Here is a 19005-nt window from a genome sequence, read left to right as displayed (position 1 = left end):
CCTCCCTATGGCCTGCCGTCGCGGGCGAGCGACTGCTTGGCGATGACGATCTGCTGGATCTGGCTGGTGCCTTCGTAGATTCGGAAGAGGCGGGCGTCGCGGTAGAACCGCTCGACCGCGACCCCGCGCATGTAGCCGACGCCGCCGTGCACCTGCACGGCGCGGTCGGCGACGCGCCCGACCATCTCGCTACAGAAGTACTTGGCGCACGAGGGCGCCATGCGCAGGTCCTCGCGGCGGTCGAACTCCCCCGCCGCGGCGGCGACCATGGCCCGGCCCGCGTACACGTCGGTCTGCGAGTCGGCGATCAGGCCCTGGATGAGCTGGAACTCGGCGATCGGACGCCCGGACTGGCTGCGGGACTTGGCGTACCCGACGGTCTCCTCCAGCAGGCGCTGCGCGAGGCCGACGCACAGCGCGGCGATGTGCAGGCGGCCGTGCGCGAGGCAGCGCATCGCGGTGCGGTAGCCCTGGCCGAGCCCGGCGTCCCCGCCGATCAGGGCGCTGTCGGGGACTGCCACGTCGTCCAGGAACACCTCGGCCGTCCAGGCGCCTTGCTGCCCCATCTTGTGGTCGCGCGGGCCGACGGTGAGACCGGGCGTGTCGGCGGGCACGAGGAACGCGGAGATCCCGTCGGCGCCGCGTCCGGGGTTGTCCGCGTCCCGCGCGAAGACCATGAAGACGTCCGCCAGCGGGGCGTTGGTGATGAAGCGCTTGGCGCCGTTGAGCACCCACCCGCCGTCGCCCCCGCGCCGGGCTCCGGTACGCAGGTCGCCCGGGTCGGATCCGGCCTCCGCCTCGGTGAGGGCGAACGACGCCGTCCACTCGCCGCTCGCCAGGCGCGGGAGGTAGAGCTTCTTCTGCTCCTCGGTGGCGCCTTCGAGGAGGACGTGGCCCGCAATCCCGTTGTTGGTACCGAACATCGACCGGAACGCCGGGGTGGTCCAGCCCAACTCCATGACCAGGGACGCCTCCTGGCTCATCGTCAGGCCGAGGCCGCCGTACTCCTCGGGGATCGCGAAGCCGTACAGCCCCATCGCGGCGGCCGCGGCGCGCAGATCGTCGGGGATCGTGTCGGTCTCGTCGATGTGCGACTCCAGCGGCACGACCTTCTCGCGGATGAAGCGGCGCACCGAGGCCACGATCTCGTTCACGTCGGAGTCGTCCACCGGATCTTCCTCCTCGACAGCAGGCCCGGTACGCGCGGCGGCGTCCGGGGCGGGCTCGCGAGTGCGTCCGCGTCCTAACCTTATAAAGTTTACGAACTCAGCCCTAGGGCGCGTCGTCAAATTCCCGCCAAGCCCGGCCGGCGGGCCGTTCCGGCGGGGCCTCGACGGCATGCGGACGAACGCACCCGCTCACCACGCGGTGACGCGTCCGGCCACATCCTCCAGGTCGGCGAGCTGGCCCGGGTCGTACCCGACCACCACGACGCGCGGCTCGTCGGCGGCGACCGCCTTGCGCACGTCCTGGAGGTGGTCCTCGATCCCGATCTGCGGACCGTCCGGCGCCCAGCACACGACCGGCACCGCGATGCCGCGGGCCGCGGCCTCGGCGACGGCGGCCTCGGTCGCCGCGTCGGGGCGTTCGCCGTCGACAAGGGCGAGGGCGGGCAGGTCGGGCTCGGCGGCACGTCGCGCGGCGACCGCGGCGGCGGCGAAGCCGGGCGTGGGGACCGGCGGGAGCTCGACGGTCCGGGGCCGCAGGGTCGGGAACGTGCGTCCCAGATAGAAGCCGGCTGTCCCGGCGTCGGCGGCGATCATGCCGCGCTCTCCGAGCAGAAGCGCGTACTGCCGGGTTATCAGCGTGGGGGCGAGAGGCGGCGTGGCGCCGCCCCAAGCCTTCTGCACCACAGCGGCCAGCCGCTCGCGCAGCGGGGCCTCCACGGTCTCCTCACCGGTCCGGTGGGCGCAGCGCACCGCGAGGATCTCCAGGTCGCCGACCGCACACGACACCACCGGCAGACCCTCCGGCAGCCGCGGGGGCTCGCCCTCGGCGAGCCCCGTGGTCAGGATCAGGTCGTACGCTTCCAGCGCGCACAACGCGACGTCGCGCTCCTGGAGACCGATGGTGCCGAGGTGGTAGTCGCTGTCCCAGGGCAGGACCCCTTTGGCGCGCCAGGTGTTGTACACCCCGATCCGCGCCTCGGCCGCGAGCGCACGCAACCCCGGCACGGCGTCCTCGGCCACCACGCCCGACCCCGCCACGACAAGCGGACGCCGCGCCGCGAGCAGCCCCTCCGCGAGATCGTCCAACGCCGCCCCCCGATCCGCCCCGTCCCGCCCCTCGGCCCCGAACCAAGCCCGCAGCCGCGCCTTCCAGGGGCTGTCGTCGTTCATTCCCACCTCCGCGAATACACCCCTGGCCCGGGCTCCAGCCCTTACACGTACCGCACCCCGTACCAAAGCACCACCACCGCCCCACCCCAGGGCAGGAAGGGGCACCGCCGGACCTGGGGCGCAACGGTTCCGGCAGCTGCGGTGTACCGGGCTCAGAGGTACATGAAGTGGGGGGAGGCCACGACCAGGGTGGGGACCAGCAGGGCCGCGGCGGTCAGGGCTCGTAGCGCTACCACCGCGAACGGGGTCCGGGGGGTGCGGGGTTGGCGGACCGTCAGTTCTTCCTGGCGTTGTTGGGGCCAGGCGAAGCAGGGGCAGAAGGGGCCGTTGGCCTGGCCGGGGCCGGAGAGTTTGACGAGGGCGCGGCGGAGGTTGGAGCGGGCGATGGGGCCGTGCACGTCGGCGTCGGCGCCCTTCTCGGCGAGAGCCGCGCTGTGGTCCGCCCAGCGGGCGAAGAAGCCCACGCGCGGGTACGCCTCGGCCATCGTCTCGGACGCGGTCATCCACAGCGCGTCGCGGCACCGCAGGTGGCCGGACATGTGGGTGAGGACCGCGTTCAGCTCCTCCGGCTTGAGCAGGTCGAGGGCCCGCGTGGTGACCTCGACGCGCGGCGGGCGCGACGGCAGCAGGACCAGACGCGGCTGCGCGTCCTCGACGATCACCAGACGCGGGTGGCCGCGCTCGACCTCGTCCAGGACCGGGCTGGTGGATTCGAGGCGGTCGAGTTGTACGCGGAGCGCCCGGCGGTAGTCGCGGACGACCGGTCCCCCGCGCCGCCACCCGGCGAACAGGCCGAGCAGCACGGACACCGCGACGGCAACCTGCACCGCGAGCGGCACGTCGGCGAAGCCGAGCCCCGGGGCGATGCCCACCGCCCGGGCGGGCGCGGTCCACAGGTCGGTCGTGAACACCGGCACCGCGAGCGCCAGCGAAACCAGCGCTCCGCCCGCGGCCGCGCGCCAGCCCTGCTGCACGAGGCGGGGGCTGAAACCGGCCGCTTCCGCGCGGTCCAGCACCAAAGGTGCGGTCACGAGGATTGTCGCCGCGAAGAGCGCAAGCACGAACCCGTGCATCACGTCGCTGCCGCCTTCCACCCTGGGCACCGAGGGACCCCTGTCCGCACTTTTCTACCAAGACGAGGCGGCTGTGCCCAGCGTTCCCGAGCTTCACACGAAAGGGTTTGCTCACACTCGCAAAATGCACCGCGTGCGGACGGCGGCCCACCGTCGCGGGCAGGGCGTACGAGACATGACGAGGGGCGTGAAATCCGGGCAAGTGCCCTGGTTCACGCCCCTCATTGCATAGCCTCGCCCGCACGCCGGGGCGGAATTGCGATTCACAAATTCACACGCGTTTCGTGCGCCGTGAACGCGCGTCTTTCAGCGGCCCTCTGCAAGGTCCTCCAGCGCCGCGCGGGCGGTGCCCAGGACGGCGTCGAGCCAGGCCGTGTGGTCGTGTTCGGCGAGCCACGCGTCGAGTTCGGCGAGCGGGACGTACGCCACCTCGCCGACCTCCTCCGGATTCAGCTCCAGTGAGCTGCCGACCCGGCCCACGAACAGGTGGTTGTACTCCTTCTCGACGAGGCCGGACACCTCGTCGGTCACGTCATACGTCACCTGCCCCGCGGGCACCAACACCGCGGGCTTGACGCCCAGTTCCTCACCCACCCGGCGCGCGACGGCATCGGCCGGCGGTTCGCCGGGGAACGGATGGCTACAGCACGTGTTCGACCAACGGCCGGGCGAGTGGTACTTCGTGAGCGCGCGGCGCTGCATCAGCACCGAGCCCGCATGCGGGCCGCCCTCCTCGCCGAGCAGGAACACCGAGAAGGCACGGTGCAGTTGCCCGGGCGGCTGGTGGGCCGCGAGCTTTTCCGCGAGCCCGATCGTGTTGCCGTCCGCGTCGACAAGCTCGACCATCACGATGTCGGGCGACGCTGCCTGCGTCATGCGTGCTCCCTACCGTCCCACTACTGTCCGTGCCTACCCGGAAACCCTACCGGCCCCGGCTTTGTGCCGCGGGCATTCCGCCCGGCTGCCCCCCTGTCCCATCCTGCCCCCATCCTGCCTCCACCCCGGCCCGCCGCGGCGCGCCCATCGACATCGCAAGACCGTCCTGCTTCACTGCGGACGATCGGTTAATGAGGTTTCATCACAGGCTCATCACGGGCTTCATCACAGGCTTCATCACAGGTTTCGTCACAAGCTTGCGTACGGCGGGAGGGCTCCCCATGCACGACTTGGTGATCCGCGGCGGCACGGTGGTGGACGGGACGGGCGCCGCGGCCCGTACAGCCGACGTCGCGATCCGGGACGGCCGCATCGCCGCGGTCGGCGACCGCTCCGCGATCGGCGCCGGGCGGACCGAGATCGACGCCGACGGCGCGTTGGTCACGCCCGGCTGGGTCGACATCCACACGCACTTCGACGGACAGGTCACCTGGGACGACCTGCTGACCCCCGCCTGCTGGCACGGCGTCACGACCGTGGTCACCGGCAACTGCGGCGTCGGCTTCGCCCCCTGCCGCCCCGACGAGCGGCGCCGACTCATCGAACTGATGGAGGGCGTCGAGGACATCCCCGGCACCGCGCTGCACGAGGGCATGCAGTGGCACTGGGAGTCGTTCCCCGAATACCTCGACCACCTCGCCACCCGGCGCATCGTGATGGACGTCGGCACGCAGATCTCGCACGGCCCCGTCCGCACCTACGTCATGGGCGAGCGCGGCGCCCGCAACGAGCCCGCGACGCCCGAGGACATCGCCGCGATGGCCGCGATCGTGCGCGAGGCGATGGAGGCGGGCGCGCTCGGCTTCACGACCTCGCGCACGATCATGCACCGGGCGATCGACGGCGAGCCGGTGCCCGGCACGTACGCCGCCGAGGACGAGCTGTTCGGCATCGGCGCCGCGCTGCGCGAGGCCGGGCACGGTGTCTTCGAGGTGGCCCCGGCCGGGGTCGCGGGCGAGGACGACCTGGCCGCGTCCCGCGAGGTCGCGTGGATGCGGCGGCTCGCGGCGGCGATCGGGCGGCCCGTGGCGTACGGCATGACGCAGTCGAACGCCTCGCCCGCGCTCTACCGCGACCTGCTCGCCGAGACGCAGGCCGCCGCGGACGCCGGGGCCGAGGTGTGGATGCAGGTCGCCGGGCGCGCGACCGGGCTCCTGTTCAGCCTGGAGACGACGTACCACCCGCTGCGCGGCCGCCCGACGTTCGACGCCCTCGCGGTGCTGCCGATCGCCGAGCGCGTCGCGAGGCTGCGCACCGCGGAGGTGCGCAACGCGATCCTGGCAGAGGACGGCGCGCAGTCGTCGCTGCTCACCGCGTTCGGCGACCGCATCGTGCCGATCGGCGACGAGGTGGACTACGAACCGGCGTACGAGGACAGCGTGGTCGCGCGGGCGGAACGCGAGGGGCGCTCGCCCGACGCGGTGCTCTACGACCTGATGCTGGAGCGCGACGGCCGCCGCATGTTCATGATCCCGATCCTGAACTACGCGGACGGCAGCCTCGAACCGGTGCGCGAGATGCTGCTGCACCCGCGCTCGGTCTTCGGCCTCGGCGACGCGGGCGCGCACTGCGCGACGATCTGCGACGCCAGCATGACCACGACGATGCTGACGCACTGGGCCCGCGACCGCTCGCGCGGCGACCGGCTGCCGCTCGAACTCGCCGTCAAGAAGATGACGTCGGACACCGCGGCGCTGTACGGGCTGCGCGACCGCGGCCGCCTCGCCCCCGGCATGCGCGCCGACCTCAACGTGATCGACCTGGAGCGGCTGCGCACCCACCCGCCGGAGGTGCTGTACGACCTGCCGGGCGACTGCCCGCGCCTGATCCAGCGCGCCGACGGCTACGTCGCCACCGCGGTCGCGGGCCGCGTCACGTTCCGCGAGGGCGAGCACACGGGCGAGTTGCCGGGGACGCTGATCCGCGGCGGCCGCGGCTGAACGAGCCGGGCTCCCCTGCACCACAGCGGCTGAACGACCCGAGGCCCCGTACACCACAAGGGTGTTCGGGGCCTCCGGCTTACATCATATCGTCGTGTCAGTACTGCTGCCCGCTCATCCGGAGAGCGCCGGACGAGAGGGCGGGACCGCGACCCGGAAGGGTCAGACGGTCACCGCGTCCGTCACCTCGTGCACGACCTGGATCTCGGGGCAGGGGCACTCCTCGTCCGGGCACTCGTCGACCGGCGGAGTGGTGGGCGGCGGGGTCACCGGCGGAGGGGTGACCGGCGGCGGCGTCACCGGGGGCGTGGTGGGGGGGCACGCCGGCGGGCCCTGCGGCGGGCACTCGTGCGGCGGGTTGTGCGGGGGCTTGTGCGGCGGGGTGTGCGGGGGCTTGTGCGGCGGCTTGTGAGGCGGCGTGTGCGGCGGCATCGGGGTCGGCGGCTTCATGTCGCCGTCGGCGTTGATGCAGGTGTTGCCGAAGGCGGGGTTGAGCGCACCGATGACGCTGACGGTGTTACCGCACAGGTTGACGGGCACGTGCACCGGAACCTGGAGCAGGTTGCCGGAGAGCACACCGGGAGAACCGACGGCCGCGCCGTCGGCGGCGGAGGAGGCGTACGCCGTCCCCCCACCGAAGGCGAAAGCGCTGCCGACCATGGCGGCAGCCACCACGGTCTTCTTGGCGAACTCGTTCACTGAGTTGATTCCCATCGTTCGAATGACGGTGGAACCGGAGTTCCACCGACATCAACGCGCGAACCCCCACGGGGGCAACGGGAAGATCACCAATTCGCCCGTATGCACGAATAACCCGTAGGGCATTCGCCTATGACGGGTAGTCAGACGTTCGAACCGGACCGATTGGCCGTCCGCTTCCGACCGAGCCGGACAGTTGGGACAGGCCGTGGGAGCGATTCAGGAACGCGGAATCGACGTGTGGTGGTGGATCACCTCGGCGATGAGAAAGTTGAGGAACTTCTCCGCGAAATCGGGGTCGAGTTTCGCGCCGGCCGCGAGCGAGCGCAGCCGCTGGATCTGCACGGCCTCGCGCGCGGGATCGGCGGGCGGCAGGTCGTGCGCCGCCTTCAGCACGCCCACGCGCTTGGTGCACTTGAACCGCTCGGCGAGCAGGTGGACCAGCGCCGCGTCGATGTTGTCGATGCTGTCCCGCAGGTCCTGGAGCTCGGCGGGGATCGCCGGCGCTTCCGCGGACCCGTTGGTGCCGTACTCGGGCTTTTCGGTGGTTCGGTCGGCCATGTCGCGCCACCCTACCCGGGCGTCCGCACGATTCGCGGCGAGACCCCCGCGTTGCGGATCTCGCCGGATCCGTTCGGCGGATCTCCGCGGGCACAAGTCAGGTGTCACGGCGCGCCACCCGGGGAATCTCAAGGTACGGCCGAAGCGGACCCGCCTGCACATGGGCGTGAACCCGGTGCGCGGACCCGGTCGGTACGCATGCGACGAGGCATGAGGGGGCGATCGGTATGGATGACGTCCGCCTGACACCCGCAGAGCGGCGGGCGCTCGAACTGATAGAGGCTGAGCTGCGGAAAGACCGCGATCTGGACCGCGCCATGCGCCGCATGCGCGTCCCGCGGACCGGACGCCGCCCGCTGCGCCGCCTCGGATCCGCCGACGAGGGCGCGGCCGGAGGACCTGCTCAGGAGCGGTCCGCGGGCCAGGAGGCTTCCGCGGGCGCCGACGTGCCGACCAGCGCGCGCGACGGGGGAGATACGGAAGCTCCCGAGTTCCCGTTCGCCGCCGCCACCTCCGCGGCCGCCCGGCACCGCGAGCGCCGCCGCGTATGGGCCCTCGCCCTGGTCCTGAGCATCGTGTTCGCGGCCCTGCTCACCGCGGGCACGTTGTTCTTCCTGGTCTTCGCCCTGGTCCTGGTGACGCTCGCGGCGTCGGCCGGGGTGGTGTGGATGGCGGTGAGCTTCTACCTGCGGAAACCCGACACCGGGTGACCTATCGACACGCCATGTGACGGGTACGACTCGATGCGTCACGAAGTCCGGGTCGCGAAGTCCGGATCGCGAAATCGGAGTTGCGAAATCCGAGTCACGAAGTCCGGGCTACGAAGTCCGGGCTGCGAAAGTCCGGGGGCTCAGCGGGCGTGGCGGCGACGCCCGTGTGCGCCGCCGGGACGGGCCTCCGGCTGCCCCGGGTGTACGGGCGCCCCCGGTCGCGCAACGGTCTGGTGGCGGACCGGCTGCCGTACGGGCGGCTGTGCGGACGGCTGTGGCGGCTGCGACCCGGCGGGCCGGGGACCCGACGTGGCGAGCGCCCTGTTCTGCCCGCGCCCGCGTACCGCCACGATGACGGTCACCAGCGGGCCGAGCGTGCCGATCACCAGGGCGGCGTCCAGCGCGGCGAGGCGCCCCTGCCCGATGGACAGGAAGACCAGGGACAGGCAGACGACGATCGACGCGAGAACGCACACCGTCATGCGGCTCTGGCGGGCGCCGTGCACGAACGTCCACGCGCACGCGGACAAGCCCACGACGGCGGTCACCAGCGCGGCGACCGAAGTGGTGTTCATCGCGGGAACCTCCGCATTCTCGCCCCGGACCACGCGCGGTCCGGAATCCGAGTGTTACCCGGATTGACCGCAATGATGCCGCAGAGCCCGCCGGGCGCACGCCCCCGCACCCCGGCACGCCACGCATCGCCGAAGGGCGCGTGCCGCGTGCCGGTACCACGGTCGAAGAACGGCCGGACGAACGCCCGGGGTTCCCGACGGGCGCGCGGGAGCGCGCCCGCGGCGCACCGCCCGAGCCCCGCCGCGGACGAATGCGTACCGACGAATGCGTGCGAAAAAGAGACGTGCGGCGGCCAGGACGACGCGCCGCGCAGAGCAAGCAGATCGGCCTTCGGACCGCCCGCTCAGGCCGGGGTCTGGCCGCCTACCGCGACCGTGACCCGGGTGCAGGCCTTGAGCAGCCGGCGTCCCGTGCGGTCGATCTCGCGTGCGGTCATCTCGCGGTGCGGCTGTACGGAGAGGTTCATCTGCGTATTCCCGTGCGCGTCGAACACCGGGGCGCTCAGCGCGCTCACCGGGTGGCGGCCGGAGCCGGTGAGGTCGCCCGGCAGGTACTCGGCCTGCCGCAGTTCGGCCAGCAGCGCCATGACCATCGGCTGGAGGCCCTCGGCCAGCGGGTCGTCGCTCAGCTCCGCGAGCGCGTGCCGCAGGCGTACACCGGCAGGGGTCAGGCGCTCGACGCTGTACCCGCGTTCGCGGATCGCCTTGAGGGAGGCGAGCAGCGGCCCGCGCGGCGCGGGGCGCTCGGTGCGGGACGCCCACTCGTCGATCACGTCCGCGCCGGCCCACGCCACGAAGACCCCGCCGAAGGGCGGCGCCAGCGGGATGCGGCGGCCGATGCGCACCGCCCCGGCGTCCGGCCCGCTGCCCGCGTGGGCCACGATCACCAAATGACCCTCGCTGCGGATCGCCGCGGTCGCCTGCATGCCCAGTTCGTCGGCCAAGGCCACGGCCTCCGCCTGCGCGAGGTGGACGGCCGGGTACGACAACTCCGCCGCGCGCCCGGTGGCCACCAGCGCAGGGCCGAGCGTGAACGTCTTGTCGACGGGGTTGCGGATCAGGTAGTCGGCGTTCGCCAGACTCGCGGTGACCGCGTGGCAGGTCGCCTTGCTCATGCCGAGCGCCCGGGCGATGTCGCTGAGGCTGAAGGCGTGCGCGGGACGGCTTGCCAGCAGCTCCAGGACGCCCACGACCCGGTCGGTCGGGGGCGACGGGCTCGCCCCGGGTGACGCCGTATCGGTTCCGCCGCCGTCGACCGCAGCCATTGTCTTTCTCCACCCTCAGCCGCCCGGCCGCGGGGCCGGATCCCGCGCCGACTCACGAGCGCGCCACACGCTACCAAGGGAACCGCCGCATACCCCGCCGCACCGCCCGATACGCGCGTACGGCACCCTCTGGTGGTCCCCTGGAGGTAGGGGAAGAGCACGGCACCGCCGGGCCCGCGTCCGTACGTCGCCGGCCTGTGCTCTGCGGAAGAGCACCGCACCGCCGGGCCCGCGTCCGCACTTCGGCGGCCTGTGCTCTGCGTCGGCACTTGTGGGGCGTTGTCGGGGCAGCGGTCCCCGACATCACATCAGGCGGAATTCTCCGCAAGCGCCTTCGTCACCGCGGCCAGGTCGAAGTAGTCGCGCCACGCGTGGATCCTGCCGTCCCGCAGCTCGAAGACGCCCATGACGAGGATCTCCAGCGTGTTCCCGTTCGGGAACGTGAAGACGTCCGTGCGCTCGTTGAGCACCGTGTCGCCGTGCACCGCCTGGTGGTGCACGGTGAACTCGGCGACGGAGAAGGGCCCGACGAACCCGGCGATGAAGTCCCGGATCGCCTGACGTCCCGTCACCGGCATGATCGGGATGTTGTGGTACGTCGCGTCCTCGGTGAAGTACCCCGCGAGCTCGTCCGGGTCGAGCCGGCCCCAAGCCTTGATGAACTCGTCAACCGTAGCTGCTGCATCCATGCGCGCGACCGTACTGGCCCGGCCATGCGACCGCCAGAGCCCCCAACCCCTCGAACCACCAGCGGTGGTGGAGCACGACGGCCGCAGTTGTCGCGCACGAAGTCGGCCGTACGCTCCCCTCCGGCCCGCATGCCCTGGCCCGGCTACCTCCGCGGCGGCACACTGGCGGCATGACGAACCAGCTTCCGCCGCACCGGCCGACCACGGAACTCCAGCGCGGGCTCTCGGGGATCGGCGCGGGATGGCCGCGGAACTCGAAGACACCGCTCTGGTTCGGCTTTGTCGCCGCAGTCGTCGGTTTCGTGGTCCTGTTGATCCTCTCCGCACTTCTGTACGCCGTGATCCTGGCGACGAAGGTCTGACGCACCGCGGACCGCGCTCTCGGCTCGGCCGCGTCGAACGGGCCCGCCGAGCCGGTCTCCGTCAGGCGCGGCCGCGGCCGACGGTTCGCTCGCGGGCGTGCCTTCGTACCGGGTCTCAACCGGCGCGGACGAGGCAACGGGGACGGGGCCAAACGCCCGAACTCTTCGGCGGCGGGCGGATTTCCCGGAACACGTCGCTCAGCCGGGGGTGTTCCCCGTTATCCCCTTCTCGACCAGCTGCGCGAACTCGTCCTCGGTCAGCCCCAGTTCTCCGCACAGCACCTCGGCGGTGTGCTCGCCCAGGGTGGGCGCGGCCCTGGTGACCCAGGGGCCGGTGACCGACGCGAGGCGGAACGGCAGGCCCGGCACGCGGTGCTCGCCCGCCACGGGGTGGACGACCCGGTTGAGGAAGCCGCGGTGTTCGAGCTGCGGGTCGGACTCGATCGCCGCGGGCGGGACGACGACGGCCGCCGGGACGCCCGCGGCCAGCAGTTCCGCCTCGGCGTCCGCGGCCTCGCGCGCCGCGCACCACGCCGCCACGATGCCGTCGATGTCGTCGTGCGCGGCCCGGCGTGCGGCCAGGTCCTCGTCCCCCGACCAGCGCGCGTCCGGCCCCACGAGGCCCAGCAGAGCGGCCCACTGCGTCCCGGTCTCCGCGGCCAGCGCGAGCCACGCGTCGTCCCCCGCGCAGCGGTAGACGCCCTGCGGGGCGGCGCCCGCACCGCGGTTGCCGTCGCGGCGCACCTCGCGTCCCTCGGCGGTGAAGGTGGTGAGCGCCTCCGCGGCCACGTTCAGCGTCGCCTCGACCATGGTCGACTCGATCATCGTGCCGACGCCGGTGCGCTCGCGCTCGCGCAGCGCGGCGAGGAGCGCGAAAACCGCGTGCGTACCGGCGTTCGGGTCGCACGGCCCACGAGGGATGAGCGGGGGGCCGTCGGCGCGTCCGGTCATCCAGGCCATGCCGGACGCCTGCTCCATCGTCTGTGCGAAGCCGGTGCGGTCGCGCCACGGGCCGTCGAGGCCGAACGCCGGCATGCGCAGCAGGATGAGGCGTTCGTTGCGGGCGTGCAGCGTGTTCCAGGTCAGGCCGAGGTTGTCCATGACGCGCGGGGAGAAGTTCTCGATCACGACGTCTGCCGTCTCGGCGAGCCGCAGGACGAGGTCGTGGCCCTCAGGTGTGCCGAGGTCGAGTGTTATGCCGCGTTTGCCAGGGTTTGCACCGAAGTACACCATGCCCCATTCCCACCACTGGTCCTCGCCGGGCTTGCGCGCGGAGGCGAACCGCATGCCGTCGGCCCGTTTGTGCGCCTCGACCTTGATGACGTCGGCGCCGAGCGCGGCGAGCGTGAGCGTGGCGCTGGGCCCGGCCCAGAAAGCGGTGAGGTCGAGGACGCGCAGGCCGCTGAGGGGGCGGTCGCCGGGGGCCGCGGCGGCGGTTTCGCCGGCGGCGGGTTCGGTCGTTCCCGCCGGGGCCTCGGGCGCGGGATCCTCGAACGGCACGCCGCGGAACTCGCCCATGCGGTACGGCACACGCGGTTGCAGGAACCCGCCGTACGGATTGGGGACGAACACCCCGCGCTCCACAAAGTGGTCGACCGAGGTCAGCGTGCTCGGGGTGCCCACCGCCGCGACCGGGATGCGCAGCGCCCCGGCCAGCGCGACGACGTCCTCGGTGCGCTGCTTGGTCGTCCAGCCGCGCACGATCTCCAGGAACTCGTCGCGGTTGCGGGCCCGTTCGCCCATCGTCGCGAAGCGCGGGTCGTCGATGAGGTCGGGTCGCTCGACCATGAGCAGGAAGTCCTGGAGCTGCTGCCCGGTGCCCAGGCAGAAGCCGACCCAGCCGTCCGCGGTCGGCTCGATCGACGGGATCTCCAGGGTGCGCCCGCTGACGAAGTCGGCGCCGGTGGCACGGAACAGCGATGCGGCGACCGAGCCGTACGTCTGCATCGTCGTCGCCATGCACTCCAGCATCGACACGTCGGCGTGGTCGCCCCGTCCGGTGCGCCGGGCCGCGTGCGCGGCGGCCAGGCCCGCGACGGCGGCGTAGCCGCCGCTGACCCACTCGCCGATGTGGCCGCCCGCCTGCAACGGCTCCTCCCCCGCCTGGCCGCGTCCGCCGGTCGAGCCGCAGGACGCCTGGAGCGTGAACTCGGTGGCGGGACGCCCCGCGTGGGGGCCGGTGCGGCCGTACGGGGTGATCGAGACGACGACGAGGGCGGGGTTCGCGGTGCGCAGCGCGGCGATCTCGGCGTCGCCGAGGCGGCCGTCCTCGATGAGGATGTCGGCGGCGCGCACCGCGGTGTCGTGGGTGGGCGCCGCCGGTTCGTCCGTCAGGCGCAGCGTCTTGCCCACGGAGAGGTAGCGGAACAGGGCCGAGTCGCCGTCGGCCGGGGCGGCGCCGCCGGACGCGGGGTTGCCCGCGGTGCCCTCTCGGCCGCGCCGCAGCGGGTCGCCGTCCGGGCCTTCCAGCTTGACCACGCGGGCGCCCGCGTCGCGCAGCAGTTTCGCGCAGTATCCGCCGGGGACTCCGTGGGACAGTTCGACGACGGACAGTCCGGCCAACGGGGCGAGGGGTGCCAACGCGATCAACCTCCGGGGTGCGGGCGGAAGGGAAGGACGGGACGGGCGCCGGTACTTCGGACGGACGCGGACGGCGCGGCGCGGGTGGTCCGGAGGGCTTCGGCGAGGAACCAGCGGAACCGGAGGATGCCGGATCGTTGTCCGGAAGGGCGGCCCGCGTGGAGCGTCCCGTTCCGCTTCCACCCCGGCACACCGCGCGCGACGACCGCGCGAAGGGTTCAGCCCCCGGTCGTGGACGGGGTGAACTGCGGTCTGAAGTACGGGAGCACGCGTTCGCCACCCACGCCGTGCGGGTCGACCCACACCCGCAGGCCCTCGCGGACCGCGTGCACCTCGATGCCGATCAGGTTCGTCAGCATGCGGTAGCCCTCGTCGAGGTCGACTATCGCGACGGCGTACGGCGTCGTGAAGCTCGGCGTCACCGGCCGGTGCACGATCGTCCAGCTGTAGACGGTGCCGAGCCCCGCGCTGACCCGCCACTCCAGCGCCCGCGAGGCGCAGCCCCGGCAGAGGTCGGTCGGCGTGAAGTTCGCCGTGCCGCACTGGGTACAGCGCTGGTAGCGCAGTTCACCGTCCGCGCAGCCGTCCCAGAAGGGAGCGGTCAGCGGCGTGACGGGGTTCAGAGGTACGCCTGTCTGGGGTTCGAGCACAGTCAGGGCCTTTCCGTTCCGAACAGCGCCACCTGGTTGAACAGGGCGCCGGAGCCGCCCGCGCTGGCGAGGGCCACCCGGGCCCCCGGGATCTGCGTCGAGACGCAGGTGCCGCGCACCTGCTGCACCGCGCGGATCGCACGCTGGAGCATCTGGGGATTGGATCCGGCGTGGCTGTAGGACATCAGCCCGCCGTCGGTGGTCACGGGGTACTTGCCGTCCGGTCCGATGTGGCCGTCCGCCACGAACGGGCCGCCCTCGCCCGGCGCGCAGAAGCCGAAGGCCTCCAACTGCCGGATGACCTCGAAGGAGAAGGGGTCGTACAACTCCAGCACGTCCACGTCGTCGCGCCCGATCCCGGCGGTGCGGAACGCCCGGTCCGCCGCGCGGCGTCCGACCGTGCCGGCGGTCAGGTCGTCGTCGCGCCGCCCGGCCAGGTCGTACGCGGGCGGGTGCTGGTACGCGGGCCCGTGGCAGTCCGCCGCCATGCCCAGCAGGTACACCGGGTCGGACGGCAGGTCGCGGGCCCGCTCGGCGCTCGTCAGCACCAACGCGCAGCCGCCCTCCGAGGTCATCGCGCAGTCCAGCAGGTGGAAGGGCTCCGCGATGAGGCGGGACGCCAGGATGTCCGCGGCGGTGAAGGGACCGCGTCCGTGGTAGACCGCCTCCGGGTTGACGTGGCCGTTGTTGCGGATGGTCGCCGCGACGGCGGCCAACTGCTCCTCGGTGGTGCCGTACCGGATCATGTGGCGTCGCGCGATCAGGGCGAACTCTGCGGTGGTGAACAACCCCCAGGGGATCACGAACTCGTTCTCCGGTCGCGTCCACGGGGCGGTGGCGGCGTGGTCGGTGTAGATGCCGGCCTCGCCGGACGCCACCACCGCCACGTCGCACATGCCGGACGCGATCGCCGAGGCGGCCTCCGCGATCATGCCCAGGCCGTACTGCGTGCCGCGCCAGGCGGGGCCGAGGCGCAGGTCGTAGATGAGCTTCGCGGAGAGATCGGCGGCGGAGACGCCGTCGACGTCGTCGAGGCCGAGGCCGGCGTCCGCGAGGGCGCCGTTGATGGCCTCGACCGTCACGGATACGGAGGTGTGGCCCGGCAGGCGGCGGGCCTGGGCCGTGTTGAAGACGCCCGCCACCGCGACGTCGCGGTAGGGATGGGACCCCGGTGCCATGGCGACGTCTCCCCTTCTCACCGTTCCCGACCCGACGGCCGGCAGATTTTTGCGCGAGGACGGTGCGCCGCTCGCGAAGGCCCATTGGAAGCGGGACGTGATGAGGAGTCAAGAGCCATTGGTTGTAAGGCGCCACTGTCGTTTGCGGTCGTTTCCGGTCAGCTTGCGACGAATCCCGGGAAACAAGGACCGCCGAACAGGTCCTCGGACCGGCTCTGTTCGCTCTCTGCCCCGGTCTGCGCGCGGCGCGACGCATCGAAGTGGGCCCAACGACCGGGTCGCGGCGTCCGGCCGACCGGATCTCCCCAATCAATGAGGACTTCTGTGTTAAGGCGGGCACATCGGGTGACCTCCATACGCCAGGATGGAACTTGCATACGCGTCGCACCGACCGCCATCGGGCGAAGCGTGCACCCTCGTGGGGAAGGTGCCGTCATGGCAGAAGCGAACGGATCGCCGGGTTCCGGGGCCCTGCGGCCCGCCGGAGCAGCGGCGGAGGCGTCCCCGGACGGGCGCGCGTCCGAAGCGCCCGACCGGCGTGAAAGGGGCGCGCGTCAGATAGACGTGCGCCGCGGCGCCGCCGTCGAGGTCTCCGGCTGGGACGGCTCGGAACCCCTGCTCGCCCAGGCGCCGTTACTTGAGCGCGACGACGAAATGGCCGTCCTGACCCGGGTGATCGGCAAACTCTGCGAGCAGGCCCGCGCCGCGGCGGACGCGCCGGGCGCACGCCCCGGCGAACTCCTGGTGGTGGAGAGCGAGGCCAGCTGCGGCAAGACCACGCTGCTCGACGAGGCCCGCCGGATAGCCGTCGAACACCACTGCACCGTCCTGGCCGCCAAGGGCGCCGAGCGCGAGCAGACGCGCTCCTTCTCCGTCGTCAAGCAGTTGTTCTTCAACCTCCTCGCCGGGTGCACCGGCGACGAACGCGCCGCGATGCTCGGCGACTGGCACGACATCATCGCCCCCGCACTCGGCCTGTGCCCCGCCGCCGCGGGCTTCGCCCCCGACCCGCTGGGCATCCGGGACGCCCTCGACTGGCTCATGACCGGACTCACCCGGCACCGCGGCCCCGTCGTCCTGGTCATCGACGACGCGCACTGGGCGGACGCCGAGTCCCTCGCCTGGATCACCAGCTTCGCGGGACGCCTCGACCAGTGGCCGGTGCTCCTGCTCGTCTCCCGTCGCACCGGCGAAGTCACCGACGTCGAGCCGCTGTTGCGCGAGCTGTGCGCGCTGGACCGGACGCGCCGCCTGGCACTCGGCTCGCTGTCCCCCGGCGCGGTGGCGCAGATCGTCGGCCAGGCGCTGGGCTCCGGGGCCGACACCGCCTTCCGGGAACGCTGCTTCGAGGTCACCACCGGCACCCCGTTCGTCCTGTGGGCGATGCTGCGCGAGGTGCGCCGCCTGCGCCTGGCCCCCACCGCCGCCAACACCGGCCGGCTCGGCGCCATCGCCGCCGACCAGATCGGCGAGCAACTGGCCGCCCGGCTGGAGCGCATGGGCGAGTCCACCATCGCGGTGGCCAGGGCGGTCGCGGTCCTCGGGTCCGACGCCACCGTGGTCCGGGTGGCCGCCCTCGCCGAGGTCGACGTGCACAAGGTCGGGCTGATCGCCGACCGGCTGCGCGCCGCGGGCATCCTCGACGACCAGGACATCCTCAACTTCGTGCACCCGCTCATCAACGGTGCCGTCTACCAGTGGATCCCCAAGAGCGCGTGCAGCGCCCTGCACGCCCGCGCCGCACGGCTGTTGGTGGCGGACGGACGCGACGCCCGTTCTGCCGCGCTGCACCTGCTGGCCACCGAACCCTGCGGGGACTCATGGGTGGTCGAGCAGTTGCGCGAAGCGGCCGCGCAGGACAAGCGCGCCGGCGCCCCGGACTCCGCACTGCGCTGCCTGCAACGGGCGCTGCTGGAACCGCCGCGTCCCACCGACCGCGCCGCCGTGCGCTACGAGTTGGGCCGCGCCTCGTTCGTGACGTCGCCTCAGGAGGCGATCAGGCACCTGCGCGCGGCGCTCGCCGACGACGCGGGAGACCGCGTCCTGCGCGAGTCCATCGTCCTCCAGCTCTCCCGGGCGCTCGGCTACACCGACCAGATCCAGGAAGCTGTCGAACTGCTGGACGCCGAGGCGCAGTCCGCCAACGCCTCCGCCACGCGGCTGCGCCTCCAGGCCGAGCACTTCCTGTGGGCGGTGTTCTGGGTGGACGACCCCGACTACCACGCGCGGGCGCGCCGCCTGAAGAACCTCGTCGTCCGGTTGGAGGGCAGCAACCGCACCGAACGCTGCCTGCTGGCCCTGCGCGCGTGGTACGGCGTGGTGCGCGGCGACCCGATGGTGCAGGTCCTCGCGAGCGCCGACCAGGCGTGGGGGCCGGGCCTGAACTGGACGGACGAGGACTGGGGGTTCGAGATCCCCAGCCTGCTCGCCCTCACGTACATGTACTGCGACCGCAACGACCGCGCGGAGCAGCTGTTCACCGAGGGCATCCGGGAGTTGAAGGCGCACGGCTGGCGTGGCACGCACCTGTCGTACGCGCACTCCATGCGCAGCCTGGTGCGCTACCGCCAAGGCAAGCTGATTCAGGCCGAGGAGGACTGCCAGATCGGGCTGCGGCTCGCTTTACGCCTGCCCCCGACGGCTCCCGCGCGCTGGTACCCGCTCGGCACGCTGATCCAGGTGCTGGTCGCGCGCGGCCGGGTGGGCGAGGCGGCCCGGCTCGCCGACGAGCACGCGTTCGGCAAGCCGTTCCCCAGCGCGGTCGTCTTCCCGGTCCCACAGGCGGTGCGCGGCGAACTACGGCTCGCCCTGGGCATGTTGGAGGACGCCGCGGCCGACTTCGTGGAAACCGGCGAGAAGTTGGAGGGACGCGGCGTGGCCAACCCCGCATGGTGCGCGTGGCGCATCAACCTCGCCAAGGCGCTCGCCGGGCGGGATCCGGAGGCGGCGTACGACCAGGCGAGCGAGGCGCTGCGGCGCGCGTACCGATTCGGCGCGCCGTCCGCGATGGGCCAGGCGCTGCGCGTGACGGGCCGCCTGGAGCGCGGACAGAAAGGACTGGCGAAGATCGAGGACGCCCTGATGTGGCTCGAACACTCCGACGCGCGCTACGAGTACGCCCTGACGCTGGTGGAGTACGGGATCGTACTGCGCCGCGAATACGGCGACCGGGACGCCGTCGACCCGTTGTTCGAGGGCCTGACCGTGGCCGTGGAGTGCGGCGCGGAGGCGCTGGCCGACGCCGCGCGCGCAGAACTGGTCGACATGGGCGAACTCCCGCCCACCAATATGCTCGGCCCAGGAACGGGAGGCGCACAGTGACCGCCGCGGCCGAGCCCGCATACCACCCCGAGGACGAAGGCCTCCTCGAACGCGTCGACGAACTCGCCCTGCTCCAGGGCCTGATCACCGGCCTGCTGGACACCGCCCCGGCGGCCGGCGGCTTCGG

The 19005-nt window shown here is 72.4% G+C and carries 16 protein-coding genes; 4 read left to right on the top strand and 12 right to left on the bottom strand.

Annotated elements, in window-relative coordinates; translation table 11 throughout:
• Positions 1-5: 5 nt before the first annotated feature.
• The 4 genes from ACRX5S_RS22195 to idi form a co-directional block, all read right to left on the bottom strand.
• On the bottom strand, positions 6-1169 hold the full coding sequence (locus tag ACRX5S_RS22195; protein WP_436774780.1) for an acyl-CoA dehydrogenase family protein: 1164 nt from the start codon (positions 1167-1169) through the stop codon (positions 6-8).
• Between the two features lie 189 nt (positions 1170-1358).
• Positions 1359-2339 carry a hypothetical protein gene (locus ACRX5S_RS22190; protein WP_436774779.1) on the bottom strand — a complete coding sequence of 327 codons (981 nt, stop codon included), beginning with the start codon at positions 2337-2339 and terminating at the stop codon, positions 1359-1361.
• 152 nt (positions 2340-2491) lie between these two features.
• On the bottom strand, positions 2492-3442 hold the full coding sequence (locus tag ACRX5S_RS22185) for a hypothetical protein (RefSeq protein ID WP_436774778.1): 951 nt from the start codon (positions 3440-3442) through the stop codon (positions 2492-2494).
• 276 nt (positions 3443-3718) lie between these two features.
• Positions 3719-4288 carry an isopentenyl-diphosphate Delta-isomerase gene (idi, locus tag ACRX5S_RS22180; protein WP_436774777.1) on the bottom strand — a complete coding sequence of 190 codons (570 nt, stop codon included), beginning with the start codon at positions 4286-4288 and terminating at the stop codon, positions 3719-3721.
• 281 nt (positions 4289-4569) lie between these two features.
• On the opposite strand from idi, the gene ACRX5S_RS22175 reads away from it, so the two are divergent.
• Positions 4570-6288 carry an N-acyl-D-amino-acid deacylase family protein gene (locus ACRX5S_RS22175; RefSeq protein ID WP_436774776.1) on the top strand — a complete coding sequence of 573 codons (1719 nt, stop codon included), beginning with the start codon at positions 4570-4572 and terminating at the stop codon, positions 6286-6288.
• Positions 6289-6450: 162 nt separating this feature from the next.
• On the opposite strand, the gene ACRX5S_RS22170 is transcribed toward ACRX5S_RS22175, so the two are convergent.
• Together ACRX5S_RS22170 and ACRX5S_RS22165 are read right to left on the bottom strand one after the other, a co-directional pair.
• Entirely contained in the window at positions 6451-7002 is a 552-nt protein-coding gene (locus ACRX5S_RS22170; protein WP_436774775.1) for a chaplin, read from the bottom strand.
• A gap of 204 nt (positions 7003-7206) precedes the next feature.
• Positions 7207-7548 carry a chorismate mutase gene (locus tag ACRX5S_RS22165; RefSeq protein ID WP_436774774.1) on the bottom strand — a complete coding sequence of 114 codons (342 nt, stop codon included), beginning with the start codon at positions 7546-7548 and terminating at the stop codon, positions 7207-7209.
• A 227-nt stretch (positions 7549-7775) separates the two neighbouring features.
• Between ACRX5S_RS22165 and ACRX5S_RS22160 the strand changes: the two genes are divergently transcribed.
• Complete coding sequence (locus tag ACRX5S_RS22160; RefSeq protein ID WP_436774773.1) at positions 7776-8258, top strand: hypothetical protein; 483 nt, start codon at positions 7776-7778, stop codon at positions 8256-8258.
• A 140-nt stretch (positions 8259-8398) separates the two neighbouring features.
• Here ACRX5S_RS22160 and ACRX5S_RS22155 read toward each other — a convergent pair whose 3' ends face one another.
• The 3 genes from ACRX5S_RS22155 to ACRX5S_RS22145 all read right to left on the bottom strand — a co-directional run bounded on the left by ACRX5S_RS22155 (position 8399) and on the right by ACRX5S_RS22145 (position 10787).
• The gene (locus ACRX5S_RS22155) at positions 8399-8833 is read right to left on the bottom strand and encodes a hypothetical protein (protein WP_436774772.1); all 435 of its coding nucleotides are present in this window, start codon (positions 8831-8833) and stop codon (positions 8399-8401) included.
• Positions 8834-9177: 344 nt separating this feature from the next.
• Complete coding sequence (locus ACRX5S_RS22150; protein ID WP_436774771.1) at positions 9178-10098, bottom strand: IclR family transcriptional regulator; 921 nt, start codon at positions 10096-10098, stop codon at positions 9178-9180.
• 308 nt (positions 10099-10406) lie between these two features.
• Positions 10407-10787, bottom strand: coding sequence for a nuclear transport factor 2 family protein (locus ACRX5S_RS22145; RefSeq protein ID WP_436774770.1), 381 nt, complete (start codon positions 10785-10787; stop codon positions 10407-10409).
• A 170-nt stretch (positions 10788-10957) separates the two neighbouring features.
• On the opposite strand from ACRX5S_RS22145, the gene ACRX5S_RS22140 reads away from it, so the two are divergent.
• Positions 10958-11149 (top strand): hypothetical protein, encoded by a 192-nt coding sequence (locus ACRX5S_RS22140; RefSeq protein WP_436774769.1) that lies wholly within the window; start codon positions 10958-10960, stop codon positions 11147-11149.
• 198 nt (positions 11150-11347) lie between these two features.
• On the opposite strand, the gene ACRX5S_RS22135 is transcribed toward ACRX5S_RS22140, so the two are convergent.
• The 3 genes from ACRX5S_RS22135 to ACRX5S_RS22125 form a co-directional block, all read right to left on the bottom strand.
• Positions 11348-13729, bottom strand: a complete 2382-nt coding sequence (locus tag ACRX5S_RS22135; protein ID WP_436774768.1) for a CoA transferase — start codon at positions 13727-13729, stop codon at positions 11348-11350.
• A 218-nt stretch (positions 13730-13947) separates the two neighbouring features.
• Entirely contained in the window at positions 13948-14379 is a 432-nt protein-coding gene (locus ACRX5S_RS22130; protein WP_436774767.1) for a Zn-ribbon domain-containing OB-fold protein, read from the bottom strand.
• 2 nt (positions 14380-14381) lie between these two features.
• Positions 14382-15557 (bottom strand): thiolase family protein, encoded by a 1176-nt coding sequence (locus tag ACRX5S_RS22125; protein ID WP_436774766.1) that lies wholly within the window; start codon positions 15555-15557, stop codon positions 14382-14384.
• A 435-nt stretch (positions 15558-15992) separates the two neighbouring features.
• On the opposite strand from ACRX5S_RS22125, the gene ACRX5S_RS22120 reads away from it, so the two are divergent.
• Positions 15993-18878: an ATP-binding protein gene (locus ACRX5S_RS22120; protein ID WP_436774765.1), complete on the top strand. Its 2886-nt coding sequence runs from the start codon at positions 15993-15995 to the stop codon at positions 18876-18878.
• Positions 18879-19005: the final 127 nt, after the last annotated feature.

This window comes from Yinghuangia sp. YIM S09857, from assembly GCF_051388915.1.
Taxonomy (GTDB): domain Bacteria; phylum Actinomycetota; class Actinomycetes; order Streptomycetales; family Streptomycetaceae; genus Yinghuangia.
The sequence above is the reverse complement of the archived record's forward strand: the minus strand, read 5'-3'. Positions and strand labels throughout refer to the sequence as shown.